This window comes from Planococcus liqunii, from assembly GCF_030413595.1.
Taxonomy (GTDB): domain Bacteria; phylum Bacillota; class Bacilli; order Bacillales_A; family Planococcaceae; genus Planococcus; species Planococcus liqunii.
This window is the reverse complement of sequence record NZ_CP129238.1, coordinates 3,495,497-3,516,506: the sequence shown is the minus strand read 5'-3', so window position 1 is coordinate 3,516,506 and position 21,010 is coordinate 3,495,497. Positions and strand designations below refer to the sequence as shown.

At 49.1% G+C, this 21,010-nt stretch carries 21 protein-coding genes and 1 riboswitch; of the genes, 10 read left to right on the top strand and 11 right to left on the bottom strand.

Features of this window, described 5'->3' with window-relative positions:
* Positions 1-75: 75 nt before the first annotated feature.
* On the bottom strand, positions 76-546 hold the full coding sequence (locus tag QWY22_RS17375) for a VOC family protein (RefSeq protein WP_300982067.1): 471 nt from the start codon (positions 544-546) through the stop codon (positions 76-78).
* A gap of 158 nt (positions 547-704) precedes the next feature.
* Here QWY22_RS17375 and rlmN point away from each other — a divergent pair, with 158 nt between their 5' ends.
* Positions 705-1,775, top strand: a complete 1,071-nt coding sequence (gene rlmN / locus QWY22_RS17370) for a dual-specificity RNA methyltransferase RlmN (RefSeq protein ID WP_036805390.1) — start codon at positions 705-707, stop codon at positions 1,773-1,775.
* Between the two features lie 196 nt (positions 1,776-1,971).
* On the opposite strand, the gene QWY22_RS17365 is transcribed toward rlmN, so the two are convergent.
* From QWY22_RS17365 to QWY22_RS17355, 3 genes are read right to left on the bottom strand one after another with little or no spacing between them, the layout of a single operon-like run.
* On the bottom strand, positions 1,972-2,898 hold the full coding sequence (locus QWY22_RS17365; RefSeq protein ID WP_300982066.1) for a carbohydrate ABC transporter permease: 927 nt from the start codon (positions 2,896-2,898) through the stop codon (positions 1,972-1,974).
* Positions 2,899-3,810 (bottom strand): carbohydrate ABC transporter permease, encoded by a 912-nt coding sequence (locus tag QWY22_RS17360; RefSeq protein WP_224074640.1) that lies wholly within the window; start codon positions 3,808-3,810, stop codon positions 2,899-2,901.
* Positions 3,811-3,825: 15 nt separating this feature from the next.
* Positions 3,826-5,148: an ABC transporter substrate-binding protein gene (locus QWY22_RS17355; protein ID WP_300982065.1), complete on the bottom strand. Its 1,323-nt coding sequence runs from the start codon at positions 5,146-5,148 to the stop codon at positions 3,826-3,828.
* 338 nt (positions 5,149-5,486) lie between these two features.
* On the opposite strand from QWY22_RS17355, the gene QWY22_RS17350 reads away from it, so the two are divergent.
* The 7 genes from QWY22_RS17350 (at position 5,487) to QWY22_RS17320 (ending at position 11,254) form a co-directional block, all read left to right on the top strand.
* Entirely contained in the window at positions 5,487-6,617 is a 1,131-nt protein-coding gene (locus QWY22_RS17350) for an ABC transporter ATP-binding protein (protein WP_300982064.1), read from the top strand.
* Positions 6,618-6,651: 34 nt separating this feature from the next.
* Positions 6,652-6,755, top strand: a riboswitch (TPP riboswitch).
* A 131-nt stretch (positions 6,756-6,886) separates the two neighbouring features.
* The gene (gene tenA, locus QWY22_RS17345; protein WP_300982063.1) at positions 6,887-7,570 is read left to right on the top strand and encodes a thiaminase II; all 684 of its coding nucleotides are present in this window, start codon (positions 6,887-6,889) and stop codon (positions 7,568-7,570) included.
* 1 nt (position 7,571) lies between these two features.
* Positions 7,572-8,363, top strand: coding sequence for a hydroxyethylthiazole kinase (thiM, locus tag QWY22_RS17340; RefSeq protein WP_300982062.1), 792 nt, complete (start codon positions 7,572-7,574; stop codon positions 8,361-8,363).
* Positions 8,360-9,199 (top strand): bifunctional hydroxymethylpyrimidine kinase/phosphomethylpyrimidine kinase, encoded by an 840-nt coding sequence (gene thiD / locus QWY22_RS17335; protein ID WP_300982061.1) that lies wholly within the window; start codon positions 8,360-8,362, stop codon positions 9,197-9,199. Before thiM ends, thiD begins: the two co-directional genes overlap by 4 nt.
* A complete protein-coding gene (thiE, locus tag QWY22_RS17330; protein ID WP_436836766.1) occupies positions 9,165-9,836 on the top strand; it encodes a thiamine phosphate synthase in 672 nt (223 codons plus the stop codon). The genes thiD and thiE overlap by 35 nt, the downstream gene beginning before the upstream one ends.
* Positions 9,833-10,321 carry an energy coupling factor transporter S component ThiW gene (gene thiW / locus QWY22_RS17325; protein WP_300982059.1) on the top strand — a complete coding sequence of 163 codons (489 nt, stop codon included), beginning with the start codon at positions 9,833-9,835 and terminating at the stop codon, positions 10,319-10,321. Before thiE ends, thiW begins: the two co-directional genes overlap by 4 nt.
* Before the next feature lie 90 nt (positions 10,322-10,411).
* The gene (locus QWY22_RS17320) at positions 10,412-11,254 is read left to right on the top strand and encodes a YkuS family protein (protein WP_300982058.1); all 843 of its coding nucleotides are present in this window, start codon (positions 10,412-10,414) and stop codon (positions 11,252-11,254) included.
* 130 nt (positions 11,255-11,384) lie between these two features.
* Here the strand turns inward: QWY22_RS17320 and QWY22_RS17315 are convergent, their stop codons facing one another.
* Together QWY22_RS17315 and QWY22_RS17310 are read right to left on the bottom strand one after the other, a co-directional pair.
* A complete protein-coding gene (locus tag QWY22_RS17315) occupies positions 11,385-12,350 on the bottom strand; it encodes a nuclease-related domain-containing protein (RefSeq protein ID WP_300982057.1) in 966 nt (321 codons plus the stop codon).
* A 260-nt stretch (positions 12,351-12,610) separates the two neighbouring features.
* On the bottom strand, positions 12,611-13,888 hold the full coding sequence (locus QWY22_RS17310) for an MFS transporter (RefSeq protein ID WP_300982056.1): 1,278 nt from the start codon (positions 13,886-13,888) through the stop codon (positions 12,611-12,613).
* A gap of 208 nt (positions 13,889-14,096) precedes the next feature.
* On the opposite strand from QWY22_RS17310, the gene QWY22_RS17305 reads away from it, so the two are divergent.
* On the top strand, positions 14,097-14,852 hold the full coding sequence (locus QWY22_RS17305; RefSeq protein WP_300982055.1) for an exodeoxyribonuclease III: 756 nt from the start codon (positions 14,097-14,099) through the stop codon (positions 14,850-14,852).
* 36 nt (positions 14,853-14,888) lie between these two features.
* Here QWY22_RS17305 and QWY22_RS17300 read toward each other — a convergent pair whose 3' ends face one another.
* Entirely contained in the window at positions 14,889-15,599 is a 711-nt protein-coding gene (locus QWY22_RS17300) for an alanyl-tRNA editing protein (protein WP_300982054.1), read from the bottom strand.
* A gap of 138 nt (positions 15,600-15,737) precedes the next feature.
* On the bottom strand, positions 15,738-16,925 hold the full coding sequence (locus QWY22_RS17295) for a CDP-glycerol glycerophosphotransferase family protein (RefSeq protein ID WP_300982053.1): 1,188 nt from the start codon (positions 16,923-16,925) through the stop codon (positions 15,738-15,740).
* A gap of 175 nt (positions 16,926-17,100) precedes the next feature.
* On the opposite strand from QWY22_RS17295, the gene QWY22_RS17290 reads away from it, so the two are divergent.
* Positions 17,101-18,714 (top strand): catalase, encoded by a 1,614-nt coding sequence (locus tag QWY22_RS17290; protein WP_300982052.1) that lies wholly within the window; start codon positions 17,101-17,103, stop codon positions 18,712-18,714.
* A gap of 141 nt (positions 18,715-18,855) precedes the next feature.
* On the opposite strand, the gene QWY22_RS17285 is transcribed toward QWY22_RS17290, so the two are convergent.
* Genes QWY22_RS17285 through QWY22_RS17275 form a run of 3 tightly spaced genes read right to left on the bottom strand, consistent with a single transcriptional unit; the run spans position 18,856 to position 20,976 of the window.
* On the bottom strand, positions 18,856-19,557 hold the full coding sequence (locus QWY22_RS17285) for a P-II family nitrogen regulator (protein ID WP_300982051.1): 702 nt from the start codon (positions 19,555-19,557) through the stop codon (positions 18,856-18,858).
* Entirely contained in the window at positions 19,541-20,284 is a 744-nt protein-coding gene (locus tag QWY22_RS17280) for a DUF1538 domain-containing protein (protein ID WP_300982050.1), read from the bottom strand. Before QWY22_RS17280 ends, QWY22_RS17285 begins: the two co-directional genes overlap by 17 nt.
* Entirely contained in the window at positions 20,281-20,976 is a 696-nt protein-coding gene (locus tag QWY22_RS17275) for a DUF1538 domain-containing protein (protein ID WP_300982049.1), read from the bottom strand. Before QWY22_RS17275 ends, QWY22_RS17280 begins: the two co-directional genes overlap by 4 nt.
* Positions 20,977-21,010 lie beyond the last annotated feature (34 nt).

Sequence of the window (21,010 nt, the reverse complement as noted above, 5' to 3'; positions counted from 1 at the left end):
TTCGGAAATGGCAAGGAACGCCATTTCCGAAAGGCTTCCAGCGCTTGTCGGGCTACATGGGCGCTTCCGCTTTTCCTATTGCCCGCCGTACATGTCGGATGTGTTGCGGGTATAGAGTTCGACAATGTTGCCGAACGGGTCTTCGGTATAAACCAGGTAATGCGGTTTGGTTTTTGACATTTTCCAGATTTTGCTGCGCTGCTTGCCCCCGTGCTGGACAATCCGTTCGATGGTCTCAATCAGGTTGTCGACAATCAGGCAGATATGGAAAAATCCCTTATGGGGAAATGCACTTTCTCCTTTAAATAGGGGTTCCTGGAACTCAAATAGTTCAATGCCGATTCCGCCAAGCGACATCAAATGCACATTGCGCATTTTCTGGACTTCGGCCCCTTGCAGATCCTGGGTCATGTTATCCGGTTCTGCTTCTGCTGCGTCAAAGTCAAAAGGACCTGCGAGCACGTAAAAGCCGAACACTTTGCCATACCAGTCGATCGCTTGGTCCAAGTCGGGGACTGCAAGCCCGACATGTGTGATTTCGCCCATTTCATCGCCTCCTTTATATATCAGTTTTACCCTTAAGCGGGCGATTTAATCCGTTATTAAAAACAGATTTTTCTGTATAAACAAAAATAGTTGTTGTCAAAGGTAATTTTTAGTATTATAATAAGCAATTGTGAAATTCTGAAATGAGGGTACTAATAATGAAAAATTCCATCTATGGATTGACGATTGATCAATTAAAAGAATGGTTTTTAGAAAATGGACAAAAGAAATTCCGTGCTGAACAAGTATGGGATTGGCTATATATTAAACGCGTCACTGAATTCTCCCAGATGAACAACCTTAGCAAAGAGGTCATTGCGCTTTTGGAAGAGAACTTTGCGATCCGTACATTAACAGAGGCGGTCAAGCAGGAATCTGCTGACGGCACAATCAAATTCCTGTTCCGTCTGCAGGACGGCAACTTGATTGAAACCGTTTTGATGCGCTTTAAATACGGCAACTCGGTTTGTGTAACGACCCAGGTCGGCTGCAACATCGGCTGCAGTTTCTGTGCCAGCGGACTTTTGAAAAAGAGCCGCGATTTAAACGCGGGCGAAATTGTTGAGCAGATTATGCAAGTACAGGCTCACTTTGATGCACAGCAAAAAGACGAGCGCGTCAGCCACATCGTGGTCATGGGAATCGGCGAACCGTTCGATAACTACACAAACTTGATGGGCTTCTTGAATGTCGTCAACTCGCAAAAAGGATTGGCTATCGGAGCCCGCCACATTACCGTTTCAACAAGCGGTATCGTGCCGAAAATCTACGATTATGCGGACGAAGGATTGCAGGTTAACCTGGCTATTTCCATTCACGCGCCGAACAACGAATTGCGTTCACGCATCATGAAAATCAACAAAGCCTACCCAATCGAAAAATTGATGGCGGCTATCGATTACTATTTGGAAAAATCCAACCGCCGCATCACGTTCGAATACATCTTGCTGCGCGACGTCAACGACCATGTCGAAGAAGCGCACCAATTGGCGAAATTGCTTGAAGACAAGCGCCACTTGTCATACGTCAACTTGATTCCGTACAACTCGGTCAGCGAGCATGACCAGTACCAGCAAAGCACGCCGGAAGCGATCAGCGCTTTCTTTGACGCTTTGAAAAAGAAAGGCATCAACTGCGGCGTGCGCCAGGAACAAGGCGCGGACATCGACGCGGCTTGCGGGCAACTCCGAAGCAAACAAATCAAAAAAGAAAAAACAGCTGCTCTTTAAGAGAAAGCTGGTTGAAAAAAGGGCATCCTCCTATGGGATGCCCTTTTTTATGTGCCGAATTTTGGGGAACGCAAATAAACTGTTTTAAGCGCAAATAAACCCAAGCTTTCAGTGTTTTGCGGACAAATAGCGATTTATGAAAAATAAAACCCTCATCGGCAGTCGTTGCCGATGAGGGTTTTCGTCCAAGCGATCTTTATTTTCCTCCGGACTGGAGGTTGATGCCCTGGATAAAGTATTTCTGGAAAAAGAAGAAAATCAGAATGACTGGCAGCAATACAAGAAGCGAGCCGGCCATCAAGTAATTCCATTGGGTGCTGAGCTGTCCTTTAAACACCTGCAAGCCGATTTGAAGCGTGTACAGGTTCTCGTCGTTCAAGTACAGGAGCGGCCCTAAGAAGTCGTTCCAAGCGCCGTTAAACGAGAAGATGGCAACGGTAGCGATTGCCGGCTTGGTAAGCGGCAAGCCGATTTTCCACCAAATGTAGAAATGGTTGGCACCTTCCATTTTCGCAGCTTCGATCAATTCGGTCGGAATCGTCATATAGAACTGGCGCAGCAGGAAGATATTGAATGCACTGCCGAAAAACGCCGGCACGATCAGCGGGTAATACGTATTGACCCAGCCGAGGTTTGCAAACAACACATACTGCGGAATCAGCGTAACAAATCCGGGAATCATCATGGTCGCCAGGACAATGGCGAACAGGATGTTTTTGCCGCGAAACGGAATTTTCGCAAATCCATAGGCAATGAACGAGTTGGATAAGACATTGCCGATGACGACCAGAATCGTGATGGTCAGCGTATTGATGGTATAGCGGGTAAAAGGCGCCGCTTCCCACGTCTTGATGTAGTTTGAAAACAGCCAATCCTCCGGCCAGAACGACGGCGGGAAACTCATCACTTCCGCCATCGTTTTAAGGGAAGTGGCGAACATCCACCAGAGAGGAGAGAGAATCAGCAAACTGCCGATCGCGAGCAAAACGAAGTTGAAAACTACCAGGATGTTTTTACGGTTGCCCCGGTGCTCAAAGAAACTTGGATTTTCATTCGCCGTCTCAATGGTTTTCAGGTCGTCTGCCTTGTCTAAGTAATCAAGATTATCCGTCGGTTTGTCCATTTACTTCTCCTCCCCTTCGTAGTGCACCCAACGGGGAGCGAGTTTCAGGTTGAAAATTGTCAAGATGAATACGATGACAAAGAGAATCCATGACATCGCCATAGCATAGCCCATATTGAAGTTGGTGAAGGCCTGTTTCCACATGTACAAGTTATAGAACAGCAAGGAGTTCGCCGGTCCGCCTTCTCCGTTATTGGACATGACGTACGCTTCCTGGAAAATCTGGAAGCCGCCGATCAGGCTGGTCACGACATCAAAGAAAATGACCGGTGTGATCATCGGAATCGTAATATGAAAAAACTTTTTCCATGTATTGGCGCCGTCGATTTCAGCCGCTTCATAAAGCGATTTGGAAACGCCCTGCATGCTCGCAAGGTATAACAGCATCGAGCCGCCGACGCTCCAGAGCTTCATGAAGATGATGGAAGGCTTCGTCCAGTCCGGGTCAAACAGCCAGTTGGGGCCGTCGATGCCGAACCAGCTAAGGACCAGGTTGACCATCCCCGTTCCCGGGTCAAGCAGCTGCATCCACAACATGTAAACACCAACGCCCGACAGAACAGCCGGCAAATAATACAGCGTCCGGAATATGCGCATGCCGGGAATGTCCTGATTCAAGAGCGCGGATAGGAAAATAGCGCCGATTGTAGTCAGCGGTACAGAAAAGATAACGAAGTACAAGGTATTCCAAAGGGAGGTCCAAAAAAGACTGTCCTCAGTGAAAAGCCCTTGATAATTTTCTGCTCCGACAAAGTCCATCTGCGATGTAATATTATAGTTTGTAAAACTTGCCACAAATGAAAATACCAAAGGCCCCGCAGTGAAAGCGAGAAAGCCGATGATCCATGGCAACACGAAAATATAGCCATAAATGCTTTCTTTGCGCCGCATGGTCAATCTTTTTTTCCCCAAAGTGACACCTCCTTGTTACTTGTTTTTCTCGATCAAGTTCTCGACATCGGTCTGCGATTTTGTCAGCGCTTCTTTCGCTGTCATCGAACCGAGCAGGAATTCATCGATATTCGGGTTGATCAGGCTGCTGAAGTCCGGAGCGAATACCGGAATCGGAGTCAATAAAGTATGCTCCATGTTTTCAACGGCCTTTTCATATACCATGGTGCCGTCTTCCGTGAATTCATCTGATTTTGCTGCCGCTTCTGCCGCTTCGACGTTGGCAATATTGTCGAAGTTTTTCACTGCCCAGTATTCCTGTGCTTCCACGTCCGTCAAGTATTTGATGAATTCCCATGCTGCTTCGGAGTTTTTCGATCCTTCCGGGATTTCAGCGACAAAGCCGCCCCCCCAGCTGGTGTTGCCGTTGCCTTCTTCGTATTCCGGAAGTTCCACTACGCCGAAATTCAAATCAGGTGCATAGTCGCGGATCTGTGTATAGAAGGTTGGTGCCTGTGCAATCATCGCCAGGTCGCCGCTGAAGAACGGGTGTCCTTGCTGGCTGTCAATCTGGGCCTGGTAAGAGTTGATGACGTCTTCGCCGTATTTGTCTTTCCAGGATTTAAGCCAGTTCAGCACTTCTTCGTTTTTAGGCGTATCAATTTCAAAGTTATCTTGTTCGTCGAAGTAGTTTTGGCCGTTGGCATTCAATAGCCATACGTCATAGCCGATTCCCCAAAGTGGGTAAAAGCCGATCTGGTCATAGTTGCTGCCTGCTTTTTTGTCGAGTTTTGCTGCATATTCTTCCAGCTCTGCCCAGGTAGTCGGCGGTTTTTCAGGATCCAGCCCTGCTTCTTTAAAGGCGTCTTTGTTATAGAAAAGTACACGTGTATCGGTATTGAAAGGAATGCCATATGAATCGCCTTCATAAAGGGTTGCGTCCCACAGTTCCGGATAGAAGCGCTTCGAAATATCATCTTCTTCCAAAAACTTCGACAAATTCATCGCCTGTTTTTTCTGGCCGCGGAGAGCAGTGGCGTTGATGTCGTTGATGACGACATCAGGCGGATCGCCTGCAGCAATGGCTGCCAATTCCTTTGTCCAGATATCGCCGAATGGCAGATAAGTGTGTTTTACTTCAATCTCATCCTGCGATTCGTTGAAATCGGTGATGATTTGTTCAATTATCGGACGACGGATTTCGGATCCCCAGAATGTCCAAAAATCTACGACAGTTTTGCCGTCTTCGTTTACCGCTGCTTCGTCGCCGCTGCTGTTATTCGTCTGAAAGCCCGAACAACCGCTGAGAATCAAAGCTAGGCCAGCAATCAAAATGATGAAAACCTTTAATTTGTTCATCTTGTTCCACTCCTTTTGGTGTAGTTTGAAAATAAGTACAGATAATATCTTCGACAGTCGAAGTAAAAAGGCGATTTCAGCCTGATTTTCAGCGAAAAAATGCCTCTTTTTCTGTTAGAAAAAGAACCATAAAATCTTCCAGCTTCTCATGTCTAGTAGAAGTATATAACAACTTCTTCTTCTTTTCAAAGAGTAATCTAAATATACAGATAATAGGACTAAGTACCGAGTTTAAAGGGTTTTGGAATTGGGTATAGACAATTATTTTCCAATATTGTGATTTGTAATATACAGAAAACTGTTTATAATTAAGGTAAAAAAGAATGGGGAGTGGCATAATGGCAGAGATTCTGATCAACAATTTAGGGAAGACATACGATAATGGTGCGACTGCCGTAACTGATTTTAATCTTCACATCAAAAACGAGGAATTTATTGTCTTTGTCGGCCCCTCAGGCTGTGGGAAATCCACGACTTTGCGTATGATTGCCGGCTTGGAAGAAATAACAGAAGGCGAGTTTTTCATCGACGGCAAACGGATGAATGACGTGCAGCCGAAAGAGCGCGACATCGCGATGGTGTTCCAGAACTATGCACTTTATCCGCACATGACCGTCTATGAAAATATGGCGTTCGGATTAAAGCTGCGCAAATTCAAAAAAGAAGAAATCAAAAGACGGGTAAATGAAGCCGCCGCCATTCTCGGTTTGGAAGAATACCTGGACCGGAAACCGAAAGCGCTTTCCGGCGGGCAGCGCCAGCGTGTGGCTTTGGGACGTGCGATTGTGCGCGACGCCAAAGTGTTCCTGATGGATGAGCCGTTGTCCAACCTGGATGCCAAGCTGCGCGTTCAAATGCGTGCTGAAATTGCCAAGCTTCACAACCGCTTGAAAACCACTACCATCTACGTGACGCACGATCAGACCGAAGCGATGACAATGGCAACGCGCATTGTCATCATGAAGAGCGGCTTGATCCAGCAGGTCGGCAGCCCGAAAGAAGTATATGATTTTCCGGCCAACCGTTTTGTCGGCGGCTTTATCGGCTCGCCTGCTATGAACTTCTTTGACGGAAAATTAGAAGGCGGTGCATTTGTCATGGGCGACCGCGTTATCGATATTCCTGCAGAGACGCTGAACGTACTGAAGAATCAAGGCTATGACGGTTCGCCGATTTCGCTTGGCATCCGGCCTGAACATATCCACGTGAACAATGAAGATTTAACGGGAATCCCGCACAGCGATATTGACGCGGTCATTACGGTATCTGAACTGACCGGCGCTGAAACGATCATTTATGCCGTTTACGGCGAACAGGAATTCATCGCCCGCGTCGATGCCGACAACCGCATCGAGCCGGGGCAGACCGCGCGCCTTGCCTTTGATATGTCGCGCGTCCATTTCTTTGATCCGGTCAGCGGAGAGCGCATCAAACCTGAAAAATCAGAAAAGGCTGTTGTAGTTTCGTGAATTTGTGTTAAAGTGATTTTGACAACTGAATAATGAACACCACTAGGGGAGCCGGATATCGGCTGAGACGGGCATAAGCCCGGACCCTTTGAACCTGATCTGGATCATACCAGCGGAGGGAAGTGGCGAACGCATGCCTTCCTTCATTCGACTGCATACGCCGCTTTCCTTTACTGGAGAGCGGCGTTTTTTATTTGGCAAAACGGCAGATGTGCCTGCGGAAGAAAATCAGTCAGGCACTGAAGCCGAAAAACAAAGGAGATGGGGAAATGGCATTTTGTAAAGAAGTTCGTATTGAGTGCAGCGAGTTGTGGCAGGCAAGTTTTGATCATCCGTTTGTAAAAGGAATCGCGGACGGCACGCTGCCGCTGGATGTATTTCGGCATTACGTCATGCAGGACGCGTATTATTTAAGCCACTTTGCAAAAATCCAGGCCATCGGGGCAGTCAAAGCAACCGATTTGGAAACGACAAAGCGCTTTGCATTTCATTCCGAGCACACGTGTGCCGCTGAATTGGCTTTGCACGAGTCGTTCATGGATCTGCTCGGCGTTACGGATAAGGATTGGGAAGCTTTTGAACCGTCGCCGAGTGCGTATGCCTACGTTTCCCATATGTACCGGTCGGCGGAAGGCAATTTGGCCGATGTGCTCGCTTCCATTTTGCCTTGCTACTGGCTTTACCACGAAATTGGCGAACGGCTGAAAAACGCCAAACCCGACCATCCGATTTACGACCGGTGGATCGGTACTTATGGCTCGGCGGAGTTCGGCGAGTTGGTCAAAGAACAGTTGGACCGGATGGATAGACTGGCATCCGGCCTGCCGGAAAAACGCCGGACAGAACTGAAAGACCGGTTCCGGCGCAGCAGCTACTACGAATGGAATTTTTGGGAGCAGGCATGGCGGAAAGAATCCTGGACAGTAAACACGTATAGTCAGGCGGGTGTCTAAGATGCTGGAAAAAGTGCGGACAGAAAACCCGATCATCCATTGCATCACCAATCACGTCGTCTCGAATTTCCAGGCAAACGGGCTGCTGGCGCTCGGTGCCTCGCCCATCATGGGGGAAGCCCCGGAAGAAGCGGCTGAACTGGCTGCTTTGGCAGATGCGGTGTCGCTTAATATCGGAACCTTGAACAGCCAAAGCTTAACCAGCATGCTGATTGCCGGGAAAAAAGCCAATGCGTTGGGGACGCCGGTGGTGCTCGATCCGGTTGGAGCGGGTGCGACGGAATTCCGGAAAAACGCGGTCAATAAAATCCTGGAAGAAGTGAACGTTGCGGTTATCCGCTGCAACGCCGGCGAACTGGCAGCCATTGCCGGCGCCGACTGGCAGGCAAAAGGCGTCGATGCCGGTGAAGGGGATGCAGATATTGGAGAGATGGCCCGAACAACAGCCAAGCGCCTTGGGCTGATTATTGCCGTATCCGGTGCAACGGATCTTGTCACGGACGGTGAACGGGTAGCCGAAATTCAATACGGCCATGAAATTATGGCTTCTATTACCGGAACCGGCTGCCTGCTCAGCGGTGTGGTGGCAGCGTTCCTGGCAGTGCACCCCAAAGCGCATTTTGAAGCGGCAGCCGCTGCCATGCACTATTACGCCATCGCTGGAGAACTCGCGAGCCGGCAAGCAGAACTTCCAGGTGCGTTTCAACGCGCGTTTTTAGACCGTTTGGCAGCTACCGGCGAAGGGGAACTGGATAAATTTATGCAGGAAAAGGAAGGGGTGCTGAAGCGATGATGCCACAAACATTGACCATTGCCGGATCCGATTCAGGAGGAGGGGCAGGCATCCAGGCGGACATTAAGACGTTTCAGGAACTGGGGGTTTATTCTACGTCGGTTATTACAGCCGTGACTGCGCAGAACACGCTTGGCGTTACGGGCATTTATCCGGTGCCGGTATATGGAGTGAGGGAACAGCTGCGGGCCGTCGGAGAGGATTTTCAGATTGCGGCATTGAAGACAGGCATGCTGTTTGATGCGGCAGCCATCAAAGAGACCGCTTCTGCCATCCGGCAATATGGCTGGAAGAACCTTGTGGTGGACCCGGTCATGATTGCCAAAGGCGGTGCAAGCCTCTTGCAGCAGGAAGCGTTGGAGGCACTGAAAGAGCATTTGCTGCCGCTTGCCTTAGTCGTGACGCCAAATCTTCCGGAAGCGGAAGCAATCAGCGGTGTTTCCATCTATGACGAAACGTCAAGGAAGCGGGCAGCCGAAAAGATCTTGTCGTTTGGCGCAGCGTCGGTTGTCATCAAAGGCGGCCATGCCGAAAACCTGGAAGTGGCAGAAGACTATTACCTCGCACGGAACGGAGAAGAACGGCTTTTTCGTTCACCGCGCATCAACACCAGCCAGACCCATGGAACCGGCTGCACGTTTGCAGCGGCGCTGACGGCGGAACTGGCTAAGGGTCAGCCGGTGGAAAGCGCCATTTGCACGGCGAAGCAGTTTATCCAGGCAGCGCTCAGCGAGGAATTGCATATTGGCGCCGGACACGGTCCGACCAATCATGCAGCCTACCAGGCATATGTGCGCAGAAATGGAGGCGTTGAACATGTCCAAGTTATTCAGTAAGCCTGCTATATACTTTATAATGGGCAGCCAGAATACACCGGGGCGGGATGCGCTGGAAATTCTGGAAGCAGCTTTGGCAGGAGGCATCAACTGTTTCCAATTAAGGGAAAAAGGAGCAGATGCTTTGACTGGAGAGTTGCTGCTGGATTTTGCGGCGGAATGCCAACGGCTGTGCCGCGCATACAACGTGCCGTTTATCGTCAATGACGATGTGGAGCTTGCACGTACACTTGATGCTGACGGCATCCATATTGGACAGGAAGACATGGAAGCAAACGCAGCAAGGCGCTTAGTAGGCCCCGACAAGATTTTGGGCGTCTCCGTGCATTCCTTGGAAGAAGCGGGAAAAGCCCTACTTAGCGGGGCAGACTATGTCGGCATGGGTCCGGTTTTTGGCACACAGTCCAAAGCGGATGCAAAAAGTCCGGCGGGTACTTCCGGGATTCTAGCTGTGAAAAACCGCTATCCCGGACTCCCGGTGATCGGCATCGGGGGCATCACGCCTGATAATGCCGGACAGGTGTGGGCGGCAGGAGCGGACGGAGTGGCTGTAATTTCCGCCATTGTGCAGGCGGAAAGCATTACGCTCCAAATCAGGCGATTTAGCGAATCGATAAAGGCAGGTGCTGAAAAATGACCACCAGAAAAATGGTGCTGATTGCCATGTTCGTAGCGATCAGTGTCGCCGGTTCAGCATTTGTCTCCTTTCCGGCAGGCATCGCGCGCGCCTATCCGATCCAGCATGCGATGAATGTCATCGCAGCGGTTCTCCTGGGGCCGGGGCCGGCACTGCTCATTGCCTTTTTGACGGCAGTCGTCCGGGTGCTGACAGGAACCGGCTCGCTCCTCGCTTTTCCGGGAGGGATGATCGGGGCGCTCATTGCCGGCGTGATGTATGCCAAGTTCGGCAAAGTCTGGTTTGCGGCTGCGGGGGAAATAGTGGGGACAGGAATCATCGCTTCGCTCGTTGCCGTTCCTTATGCACGGATTTTAATGGGCACAGACCTTGCCGCTCTGTTTTTCCTGCCGCCTTTTTTCATCTCCAGCCTGTCCGGGGCTGTGCTCGGAGCGGTGGTCGTGAAGAAGCTTTTGCGCAACCATTCTAAATTACAGTTAAATTAAAAATATTTCATTCTCCGCAATGTGTTTAGTTGTAAGGAATTAGGGGGAAATACAGGGATAAACACATTTCAAAAAGGAGTGGACAAGATTATGGTGAAAATTGCAGTAGAAGAACCGTTTACATCTGTAAAAGAAGCATTGCAAAAAAGAGGCTACGAAGCTGAGATGTTGGAAGACAAAACAGAAGCGATGGATTATGACTGTGTAGTCGTCAGAGACAAAGAGGACTTAACGGATTTTCACATGAATGTTCCTCTTGTTGAAGCTAAAGGCCGCACGTTGGAAGAAATCGTCGATGAAGTGGAAGAACGCCTTGTCCGCATCGGCAAAATCCCGGCTCCCCCTTCAAGCGGCGGAATCACCGGCAGTTCATTCCTTAAAGGTGCAGCGACTGGAGCCATTGTCGGCGCAGCAGCTGGTCTCCTATTGACTCCGAAGAGCGGCAAAGAAATGCAGGCGGTTGTAAAAGAAAAAACTTCCGATACGAAAGAAAAGCTTGGCGGCGTTACGGAAAAAGCCAAAGGCACTGTCGGCCAAGTGAAAGAAAAGACAAGCGGCGTTACCGAGAAAGCAAAAGACACGCTTGGGCAAGCTAAAGAGAAAACAAGCGGTGTAACAAGCACTGTCAAAGAAAAAGTCAAAGGTCCAGTGGACAATTTGAAGGCAAAACGCCAGGAAATGCAGGAAACAAAAGAACTCAAAAAGCAGGAAAAAGTCGTTAAACAAGAAGCAAAAGCTGAAGAAAAAGCGCAAAAAGAACACGAAAAAGCTGAAAAACAGGCTGAAAAAGAAATCAAAAAAGCTGATAAAGAAGCTTCTAAAGACAAGGGCTCGATTGAAGTAGTAGAGCTTGGCGATGCAGATGTAACAACAAATGCATCAGGCGGAGCTACAATCGTTTCCACGGAAGCGAATAAAAACAATAAAAAATAAGCGTTGAAAAACCCGGCAGCCGCTGAAATGGCTGCCGGGTTTTTTGTGTTTTCATTTACGAGCGTCTGCAGGTGTGTTACGAGCAACTTTGAGTCATATATGAGCAACTACGGGGCATATACGAGCAACTTCACTCCCTATACGAGCAACTCGCCTCCAAAACGTATTCTGCACCCTTAAAATTCCCCGTTTTCTTCAAATCCATGTCACGCAAAAGCCGTTTAGCCAAATGGCGGTCCTCAATCTGCAGCACTTCCCGGCACATCCGGTTCGTGATCGGCCCGCCGGTCAGCCGGTGCCAGTCTTGAATGGCCTGGACATGGGCTTGTTTATCGGAATCCCCGCAGAATGGACAAAGCCAGGTGCCATAAGTCCGCTTCATGCCGATCCGCCCGCATGCCACGCACCATACGCCGCGGATCATCGCCTGTAGCGGGTAGGCCGGATTGCTGCAGATCGGCTTGGGTACATAATCCGAATGAGCTGTAAAAATTTTATTCGCCAGCTTGGCCATTTCACCAAGATCTATGACTGCTGATTCACTGCGGAGTTTGTTGAGGAACATCGGCAACTGGTGGGAAAACAGAATGGTGTGGGTGTCAGGGACGTTTTCGGGTATTTGTTTCGGATAGGAAAGGACCAGCACAGAGCGCAGCGGCATATAGATGCCGGAAGCTCGGAGCCATTCATCCAACAGCCATTCGTTGGTGTCGATCTGCTCGATGGGGCTTTTGCGGCCAATGACGCTGCCGTCATCTTTGGTCTGGATAAGCTGCAGGGGAGATTGCTGGAAGCGGAGGCGGCCGCTCATGTTTTTGACTTCGAAGATATAAAGGCACCACGGCGTAATCATCAGCGAATCCAATTGGAAAGCCTGAAAAGACCTCAATGACACATTATGAAGGAAAATATGGGGATAAGGCAACCGGCTGGAGGCCACATAATCATCGAAACGCTGTTCGCCGCCAATCCCGGCGGAATCGTTGTAGTAATCTTCTTTTGCATCCTTGTATAAAGCATGCGTTTTCGGCAGCCGCCGGAGCAGCACCTCGAGCCGCTCCCGTTCGAGCGAAATTCCTCTTGTCTTTAAAATCAAGGCCATCCCTCCATTTTTTAAATAAAACCTTAACATGCAAGAAAGAAGGTGGCTATACTTCTTGCCATAATAAATATTTGGAACCGGAAAAAGGCGCAAAAATGAGAATTGGCAAGTCCCATTAGGAGCTCGGGCGGCTTTATGCCCAACTCCATCAAGTTTATGCCCGTCTTTCACCGGGTTACGCCCAACTCCAATCCACTTACGCCCAACTCATAAAAAACCCGACCCGGCAAGCGCCGGATCGGGTTTTTCAACAATTAATCAGGAGCCACTTCATCGACCGGTGCATGCGGAACCGGTTCCGGCACGCGCGACAGAATCACGAGGCCTATGACGAACAAGACGACGAGGCTGAAGACGCCCATGCTGGAGTTCCCGGTGATCTGGGAAGTGACAGCTACCAGAAGCGGTCCCAGGATGGCGGCAAATTTGCCGAAGATATTGTAGAACCCGAAAAATTCATTGGAGTTCTCTTTCGGTACGAGTTTCCCGAAGTACGAGCGGCTAAGTGCCTGGATGCCGCCTTGGCTGGTGGCGACAAGCATGGCCAGAATCCAGAAATCGGTGATCGTTTCCAGGAAGAAGGCATAGATGCAGACGACAATATACACGCAAATTCCGACGTACAGCATCTTCTTGCCGGTAAAGCGCTCCGACAGTCGGCCGTACAAAATGGCAAACGGCGCGGCCACTACTTGGGTTACAAATAGGACAATCAGCAGACTGGTCGACGACAGCCCAAGATCCGTCCCGTAAGCGGTCGACATCGAAATGATCGTGCCGACGCCGTCGATATAGAAGAAATAAGCCAGCAAAAACAGGAACAGCGCACGGTACTGGCGGATTTCCCGGATGGTTTTGCTGAGGCGTTTGAAGCTTTGCGCCACCGGATTCGGTTCTTTCTCGATGAAATAACGCTGGCGTACATTGCGGAACAGGGGCAGCGAGAACGCCACCCACCAGATGGCCGTCAGCAGAAATGCGATGCGGCTTGCGTTGATCGTTGAAATCGGAATTACGCCGTTGCTTGCCATTAAGATAACGGCAATTGACAGGATAAATGGAATCGTCGATCCGATGTAGCCAAGGCCGTAGCCGAACGCGGAGACATTGTTCATCCGTTTTTCCGTCGTCACATCGACGATAAAAGCGTCGTAAAATACATTGGCGCCCGTAGCCCCAAGAGCGGCAAATGTGTAGCAGACCAGAAGCATCAGCCAGTTGTCGCTTGGGATGAACGCCAGCATCGCCGTAGAAATGGTGCCGAGCAGGAAGAACACCGTGAAGAATTTTCGCTTCATGCCTTCGTAATCGGCGAGGGTACCTAAAATAGGGCCGATCAGCGCTAAAATGAACGTGAAGATGGCAATTGTATAGCCGAGATAAGCGGTGGAATCCGACAGGCTGACGCCTGCTTCAGTAGCCGCATTTTTATAGAACAATGGGAAGACAGCGGTGGTGATAATTATGGAATAAGCGGAACTTCCCCAGTCGTAAAACGCCCAGCTTTTCTCTTCCTTGGTGAATTTTTTCATGTCTCATTCCCCTTAAGTACCAGATAAATCCATTGTACAAGATGATAAGCGAAAATGATGCAACATTCTTTGAATTCACTGAAATTTTACAAAATGTTATTACGGATGGCAATTAACTGTAACGCCTCTCTCGTGGAAAACACTTTGTTTGAGAGAGGCCGGATCTTCCGATAAACTGAAAGTATCTGAATGAAAGAAGGTAAGTGTTTTGAAGCTGATTTCGTGGAATGTCAACGGCTTGCGGGCCGTGGTGAAAAAAGGGTTTATGGATTTTTTTGAGGCTGTAGATGCGGATGTGTTCTGCCTGCAGGAAATAAAGCTGCAGGAAGGCCAGATTGAAATGAATCTTCCAGGATACCATACATACTGGAATTACGCGGAGAAAAAAGGCTATTCGGGTACAGCGATTTTTACAAAACAAGAGCCGCTTGCTGTCTATTATGGCCTTGGGATTGAAGAGCACGATACAGAAGGGCGCATCATCACGCTCGAATACGACACGCATTTCGTGGTGACCGTCTACACGCCGAATTCCCAGCATGGCTTGCTGCGGCTCGATTACCGCCTGGAATGGGAAGACGCCATTCTTTCCTATATAAAAGAACTGGACCGGCAAAAGCCGGTGATCATGTGCGGCGACTTGAATGTGGCCCATCAGGAAATCGACTTGAAAAATCCGCGGGCAAACCTGAAAAATTCTGGCTTCACTCCAGAAGAAAGAGGAAAAATGACGGATTTCCTGAATAGCGGATTTGTCGACACGTTCCGCTATTTTTATCCGGAACAGGCGGGCAGTTATTCCTGGTGGTCGTACCGCTCGAATTGCCGCGAAAAGAACGTTGGGTGGCGAATTGATTATTTCATCGCTTCTGAAGGCTTGGCTCCCATTCTTGAAGGCGCGAAAATTCATAAAGACGTTTGGGGATCGGACCATTGTCCCGTCGAACTGAACATTGCTTTATAAAACCATCCCTCACACAACGTGAGGGATGGTTTTCGTTTAGACGGTCCGGACTTCCAAACGGGTGACGCCTTTGCCTTTATTTTTGATTTTATCAAGGACAAACTGGCCGACCGCCCCGGTTTCACTGACGTGGGTGCCTCCGCAGGCTTGTTCGTCGATGTCGCCGATTTTGACGAGCCGGATGTCTCGGACCGCTTCCGGGATCAAGTTGACGATGGTCTTGATCATGCCCGAAATATTTTCCGCTTCTTCCCGTGGCAAAGTGCGGATGGTAACGGGATGATTGCGCGCCAGTTCCTCATTGGCTTTTGCAATAAGTGCATTAATTTCTTCAGGCGTTAGCTCAGTGATGCCAGTCAGGTCGATCCGCGCTTTGTCCGGATAGATCTGGTTGCCGGTGCATAGCGACTCGTGCTCCTGGTGGAACACGGCAGAAATGACGTGGAGGAGTGTATGGTGCTTCATCAACTGGTATCTCCGTTCCCAGTCCACTTGAGCAGTCACCGGTCCAACTTTCAGTTTTTCAGGGGCACTGACGGTGTGGATGATTTCGCCGTTTTCTTTTTTCACGTTCGTTACCGCCACTTCTTGCCCGTTCTGGTACAGCAGGCCGGTATCGGTTTCCTGTCCGCCGCCGGCCGGGTAGAAAACTGTCTGGTCAAGGGTGACTCTATCCCCGTCTATCGCCGTTATGTCCGCTTTACAGGCCTTTAAATAACTGTCTTCCAAAAATAATTCTTTTGCCATGCCGCCCACCCTTTGTTTAAGAATCAAAATAAATATAGCCACTCCAGCATATCAGATTATCTATTGATTGAAAATTCAATTTAATAAAGAGGAAAAAATACATGGAGCTGACGTTGGAAAGGCAGCTCCATGTAGTTCTTATACGCCCAAAACTCTTTTCGCCAGGCGCTGGCAATTCTGATGGTCAAAATAATCGATGTAGTCAGTTGCTTTCGGGAACCAGTCGTTCGTCGTAATGCCTTCTTCAACAATTTTTTTCAGGTAGGCATAAACTTCCTCAATGGTATCGGCTTTGTAGCCGTACAAATCCGTTTCCAGGCTCAAATAAGTGCCGCGCTGCGCTAAGTATTCTTCACGGTCAAACATATTGAAAATGATCGGTTTATTCAAATACAAAAAGTCCCACGATACGCTCGTGATGTCGGTCAGCAGCATGTCATTCTCGACAATCGCCTGCGAAATGGACGGATTCGTCGACGACAGGAATTCGATGCCGCTTGCCGGGTCTGCCAAGCCGACAAAATGCTTTTTAAACTTTTTCATGAATGGGTGCAGCGTAATCTGCATTTTCAAGCCGTTCTGCTGAATCAGCTCGCGGATGCCGGGATGGCTGATCAACCCAAAGGTGTTTTTGAAATAAGCGCTTTGCATAAATTCTTCTTCGCTTAAATCAAACAGCCATTCCCGCCAAGTCATCATCATTAAGATGTTTTTCATTTCTTTAGCGGGTTTGATGTCAGCGTAGCGGTCAAAGCGGGGCAGTCCCGTGACAATCAATTTGCGTTCGGGAATTTTCCATTCGTTCAGCTTTAAATCTTTCTCGTATACAGACGCACAGTTAAAGTAATTGGTCCGTTTCAAAAGCGGCACATCTTCTTTTTGGATCAAGATTTTTTTGAAGCCTTCAATGCCGTGGCTGACATGCGTAATAATCGTCTTCCGGTTAAGAAATAAAAACTTATCGACCGAAGGGGCGATGTCATACATCAACGAATGTCCGTGGAACGTATAATCCGCTTTAAAAAACAGCAGGTAGTTCCGGAAACTTCCAAGCGGCACGGCGTTGGGTATTTGTCCGTCCGTTGCATAACTGGTCTTCGGGTCATACATCCAGTATGCCGTTACCTGGTCTGCATGATGATTGTACAAATATGTATGGAAAATCGCCGCATTGTCTTCGTATTTTTCGCCAAGGTTTCCGCCGACCAAGGCAATTTTTTTCTGTTCTTTCTTTCTTGAAAAGACCGATACCAGAAAAGCGGCCGTTACTTTAATAAATACTTTCAAAGGGTCTAATTTCCCTTTTTCTTTCAGTGTTACACTCATTTCAAGCCCTGCTTTCTCTATAAAATCCTTCTTCAAGTTTTTCACATTTTAAGGGTTTTGTCTATCCAGAAGAAAAATGCTGGAATCCGTTCGTTTTTTGCCATGTGCAAATGTTTAATTTCTTCTGGAAATGGGAAGTTTATAGGTTGATAGACTATTGTGGAGGAGGATTTTCATGACTGAAAAAAATGAAGACTTCAAGAACAAAATGGGCACAGGCGAAAGCGAAGAAACCTTAACGACCCGCCAAGGGCATCCAGTCAAAGACAACCAGAATATACGGACGGTCGGAAATCGTGGGCCAGCCACTTTGGAAAACTACCATTTTATCGAAAAGATTTCGCATTTTGACCGTGAAGAAATTCCTGAACGAATTGTTCACGCGCGCGGTGCGGGTGCGTTTGGATATTTTGAAACATACGGCAAAGTCGGCGATGAGCCGGTAGAAAAATTCACACGTGCAAAAGTATTCTCGGGCGCCGGCAAACAGACGCCGCTAATGGTTCGCTTTTCAACCGTAGCAGGGTCACGGCATTCTTCTGAAACGGCTCGCGATCCGCGTGGGTTTGCAGTGAAAATGTACACGGAAGACGGCAACTGGGATTTGGTTGGCAACAACTTAAAAATCTTCTTTATCCGCGATGCCATGAAGTTCCCGGATATGATCCACGCATTTAAAAACGATCCGGTTTCAAACGTGCCGAATCCTGAGCGCATGTTTGACTTTGTAGCCCGCACTCCGGAAGCAACGCATATGATTACGTTCCTGTTCTCGCCATGGGGTATCCCGGCAACCTACCGCCACATGCAGGGATCCGGCGTAAACACTTACAAATGGGTCAATGACAAAGGCGAAGCTGTTCTCGTCAAGTATCACTGGGAGCCAAAACAGGGCATCCGCAATTTGACGCAGGCGGAAGCCAATGAAATTCAGGCAGAAAATACCGGACATGCCACGCAGGACTTGTTTGAATCGATTGAACGCGGCGATTACCCGGAGTGGGAATTGTTCGTTCAGATCATGAGCGATGATGAGCATGCGGAACTTGATTTCGATCCATTGGATGACACTAAATTATGGCCGCAGGATAAATTCCCGTTCCTTCCTGTTGGGAAAATGGTCTTGAACCGCAACCCGGAAAACTACCATGCTGAAATCGAGCAGGCTGCATTCGGTACTGGGGTACTTGTAGACGGCCTTGATTTCTCGGATGACAAAATGCTGCAAGGGCGTACGTTCTCGTATTCCGATACGCAGCGTTACCGGGTAGGGGCGAACTACCTGCAACTGCCGGTCAACGCACCGAAAAAACGTGTCGCAACGAACCAGTACGGCGGCATGATGGACCGTCCGGCAGAACATGTGCCGAATCCGCACATCAACTACGAGCCATCTGTTCTTGGCGGCGTGAAAGAAGCGGAAAAAGTGGCACCGCCTCATGAACCGGCTTATAACGACAAAGTGGTCAGCCAGCCGATTGACCGTACGAACAACTACGGCCAGGCCGGGGAAACCTACCGCAGCTTTGAAGATTGGGAACGTGAAGAACTGATCAACAACCTGGGCGATGCATTATCGGTATGCGACCCACGAATCCAGGAAGAAATGATCCACCACTTCACACAGGCGGATGAAGATTACGGCCGCCGTGTTCGTGAAAACATGGAACAGAAGATCAAAGCAAACGAAGAAATGAAAGCCGGCGAACCTAAAGTTTACGGCAAGCCCGCTGCCAACAAAGTAGCACAAGGCGCAGCCGCTAAAGGGCACGAAGCAGAACCGTATTAAGAAAGAGTAAAACCCGGCAAGCTGTGATCACGGCTTGCCGGGTTTTTAAACCTTCAGAGGATTGAAAAAGCTGTTGTTTTTAACAAAAAATTTCCCGGGAAATGAAAGAACGCTGAAACCTTTTATGGTTCCAGCGTTTTTTCATTTATGATACCGGTCAAGGGAAGAATGGTTGACGCCGAATACTTTTTCGATATCAATCAAAAACGCGATGCCTCTGCCTGGAGCATAAAGGTCGATAGCATTTTGGATGCTTTCAACGATTGCCTCGGTATAGCTCTCGGGTACGAGGGTGAGGACCACGTCTTTTTCCGGTTCTATCGTAAAATTGAGGAACTTGCGCTGTTCATTGACGCCGGTCCCTCTGCCAGTGAGAATGGTTCCGCCTTCTGCGCCGGCTTTGGCAGCAGCAGCCACCACTTTTTCCGAGTCTCCGCTGTTCACAATGGTTACAATTAGTTGAAAGTGTTCAGGAGACGACTGCATCGCTTGTCCACCTTTCTTGGCTCTAACATGGTTTACACGGTTTGAGAGATGCCGGACACCCAGCAATTTGTTCAAGTGCAAAGTGAAGCCGAGGCCATAACCCGGAATGCCGAGCTTCCCTACACGGGAAACAGCTTCGGCGACGGCGTCTTCCAGGCTGCCATCGATGGCGATGAATACGACGTCTTTTTCATGGGTAGCCGGCAGGCCTAAAAAAGTCGGCTTCTCGTTGCGGCCAATCCCTTCACCGTACAGAATAGTGGCTCCGTCCGCGCCGGCTTCCTTGGCGGCGGCAATGACAGGACGTGAATGGCCCCGTTTAACTATGGCAATCATCAGTCTATGATTCAGATTCATCGTTTTCAGCCCCACCTTTTCTTGTGAAAATCAGCCCTAATATCAGCACTGCCAGAATTGGCGTAAGGGCGACGAGAGCGATCAGGCCGAATCCATCCACTAAAGGATCCCGCCCTTCGGTAACCGAAGCCACACCAACTGCCATAGCCGAAATGAAAGTGACCGTCATCGGGCCCGTGGAAACGCCTCCGGAGTCGAACGCGATGGCAGTAAAGATAGGCTGTGAAAAAAATACGAGCACAAAAGCGAGCAAGTATCCCGGAATAATGAAATACCAAAGCGGGATTCCGAAAAGGATGCGGACCATTGAGAGGGCTACGGAAATGCCCACTCCGGTTGAAACGGTATACAGCATCAATTTGGCGGAAATATAGCCGCCGGTTACGCGGTCGACTTCATCGATCATGATGCTTACGGCTGGTTCCGCAAACGTGGCGACAAACCCGAGAACAAAGCCGATCGGGATGATGATCCATGGATAAGGCATTTCACCAAGCGATTCACCCATCATCTGGCCGATTGGGAAGAATCCCACATGGACGCCTTGCAAAAAGAAAGAAAGCCCAAAAAATGTCAGAATAAATCCAAGTAGTATTTGGAATACCCGTTGCCTGGGCAATTTAAGCATGAAAACCTGGAAGAGAGCAAAGAAGATGAAGAGGGGAACGAGTGCCATGCCGACTTCCGTGAGGATATCCAAAAAGCCGTCGAACACATGAAGATTCATTGGAAAAGCACCCCCAGAAGCATGATTGCCAGAATAGGGCCGATGGAAGCGAGGCCGATTAACCCGAAGCCTTCGCTGGAAGAGGCGGATGGAGTGCGCAGGACGGAAGCAACGCCGACGCCGAGAGCCAGTATGAACGGCACTGCCATCGGCCCAGTCGTTACTCCGCCGGCATCGAATGAAATGGAGACAAAAGTTTCAGGGACGAACATGGACAATGCGAAGACCAATACATAGCCGCCAATCAGCATGTAATGGATAGGAATGCTGAAAATCGTGCGGACCATAGCGGCAGCCACAAAAATTGCCAAACCGAGCGCTACTGCCATTACCAAAATGCCTGAACTGATTTCACCTGCAGATACCTGATCGATTTGTTTTGCCAAAACCCGCACATCCGGTTCTGCAATGGTGACCGCCAGCCCGAGAAGAAAGCCGGTGCCGATAATCAGCCAGGATTTTTTGGTTTTGGGAAGCTTTTTGCCGATCAGTTCGCCTACCGGCAATAGCCCGGCGGTCACTCCGAGAAGAAACAGGAAAAATCCGATGCTGACAAAGACGACGCCGACTAGAAATTGGAGCAGGGCTTCAAGGGGAAGGCGCATCAAGGCGACCTGCAAAATAATGACGACAATGGTTACGGGCAAGATAGCAGCGGCAACTTCTTTGAACGTGTCTTTGACGTTTTCCATCTGCAACTCCTCCACTGCTTTTTTCCTGTTATTC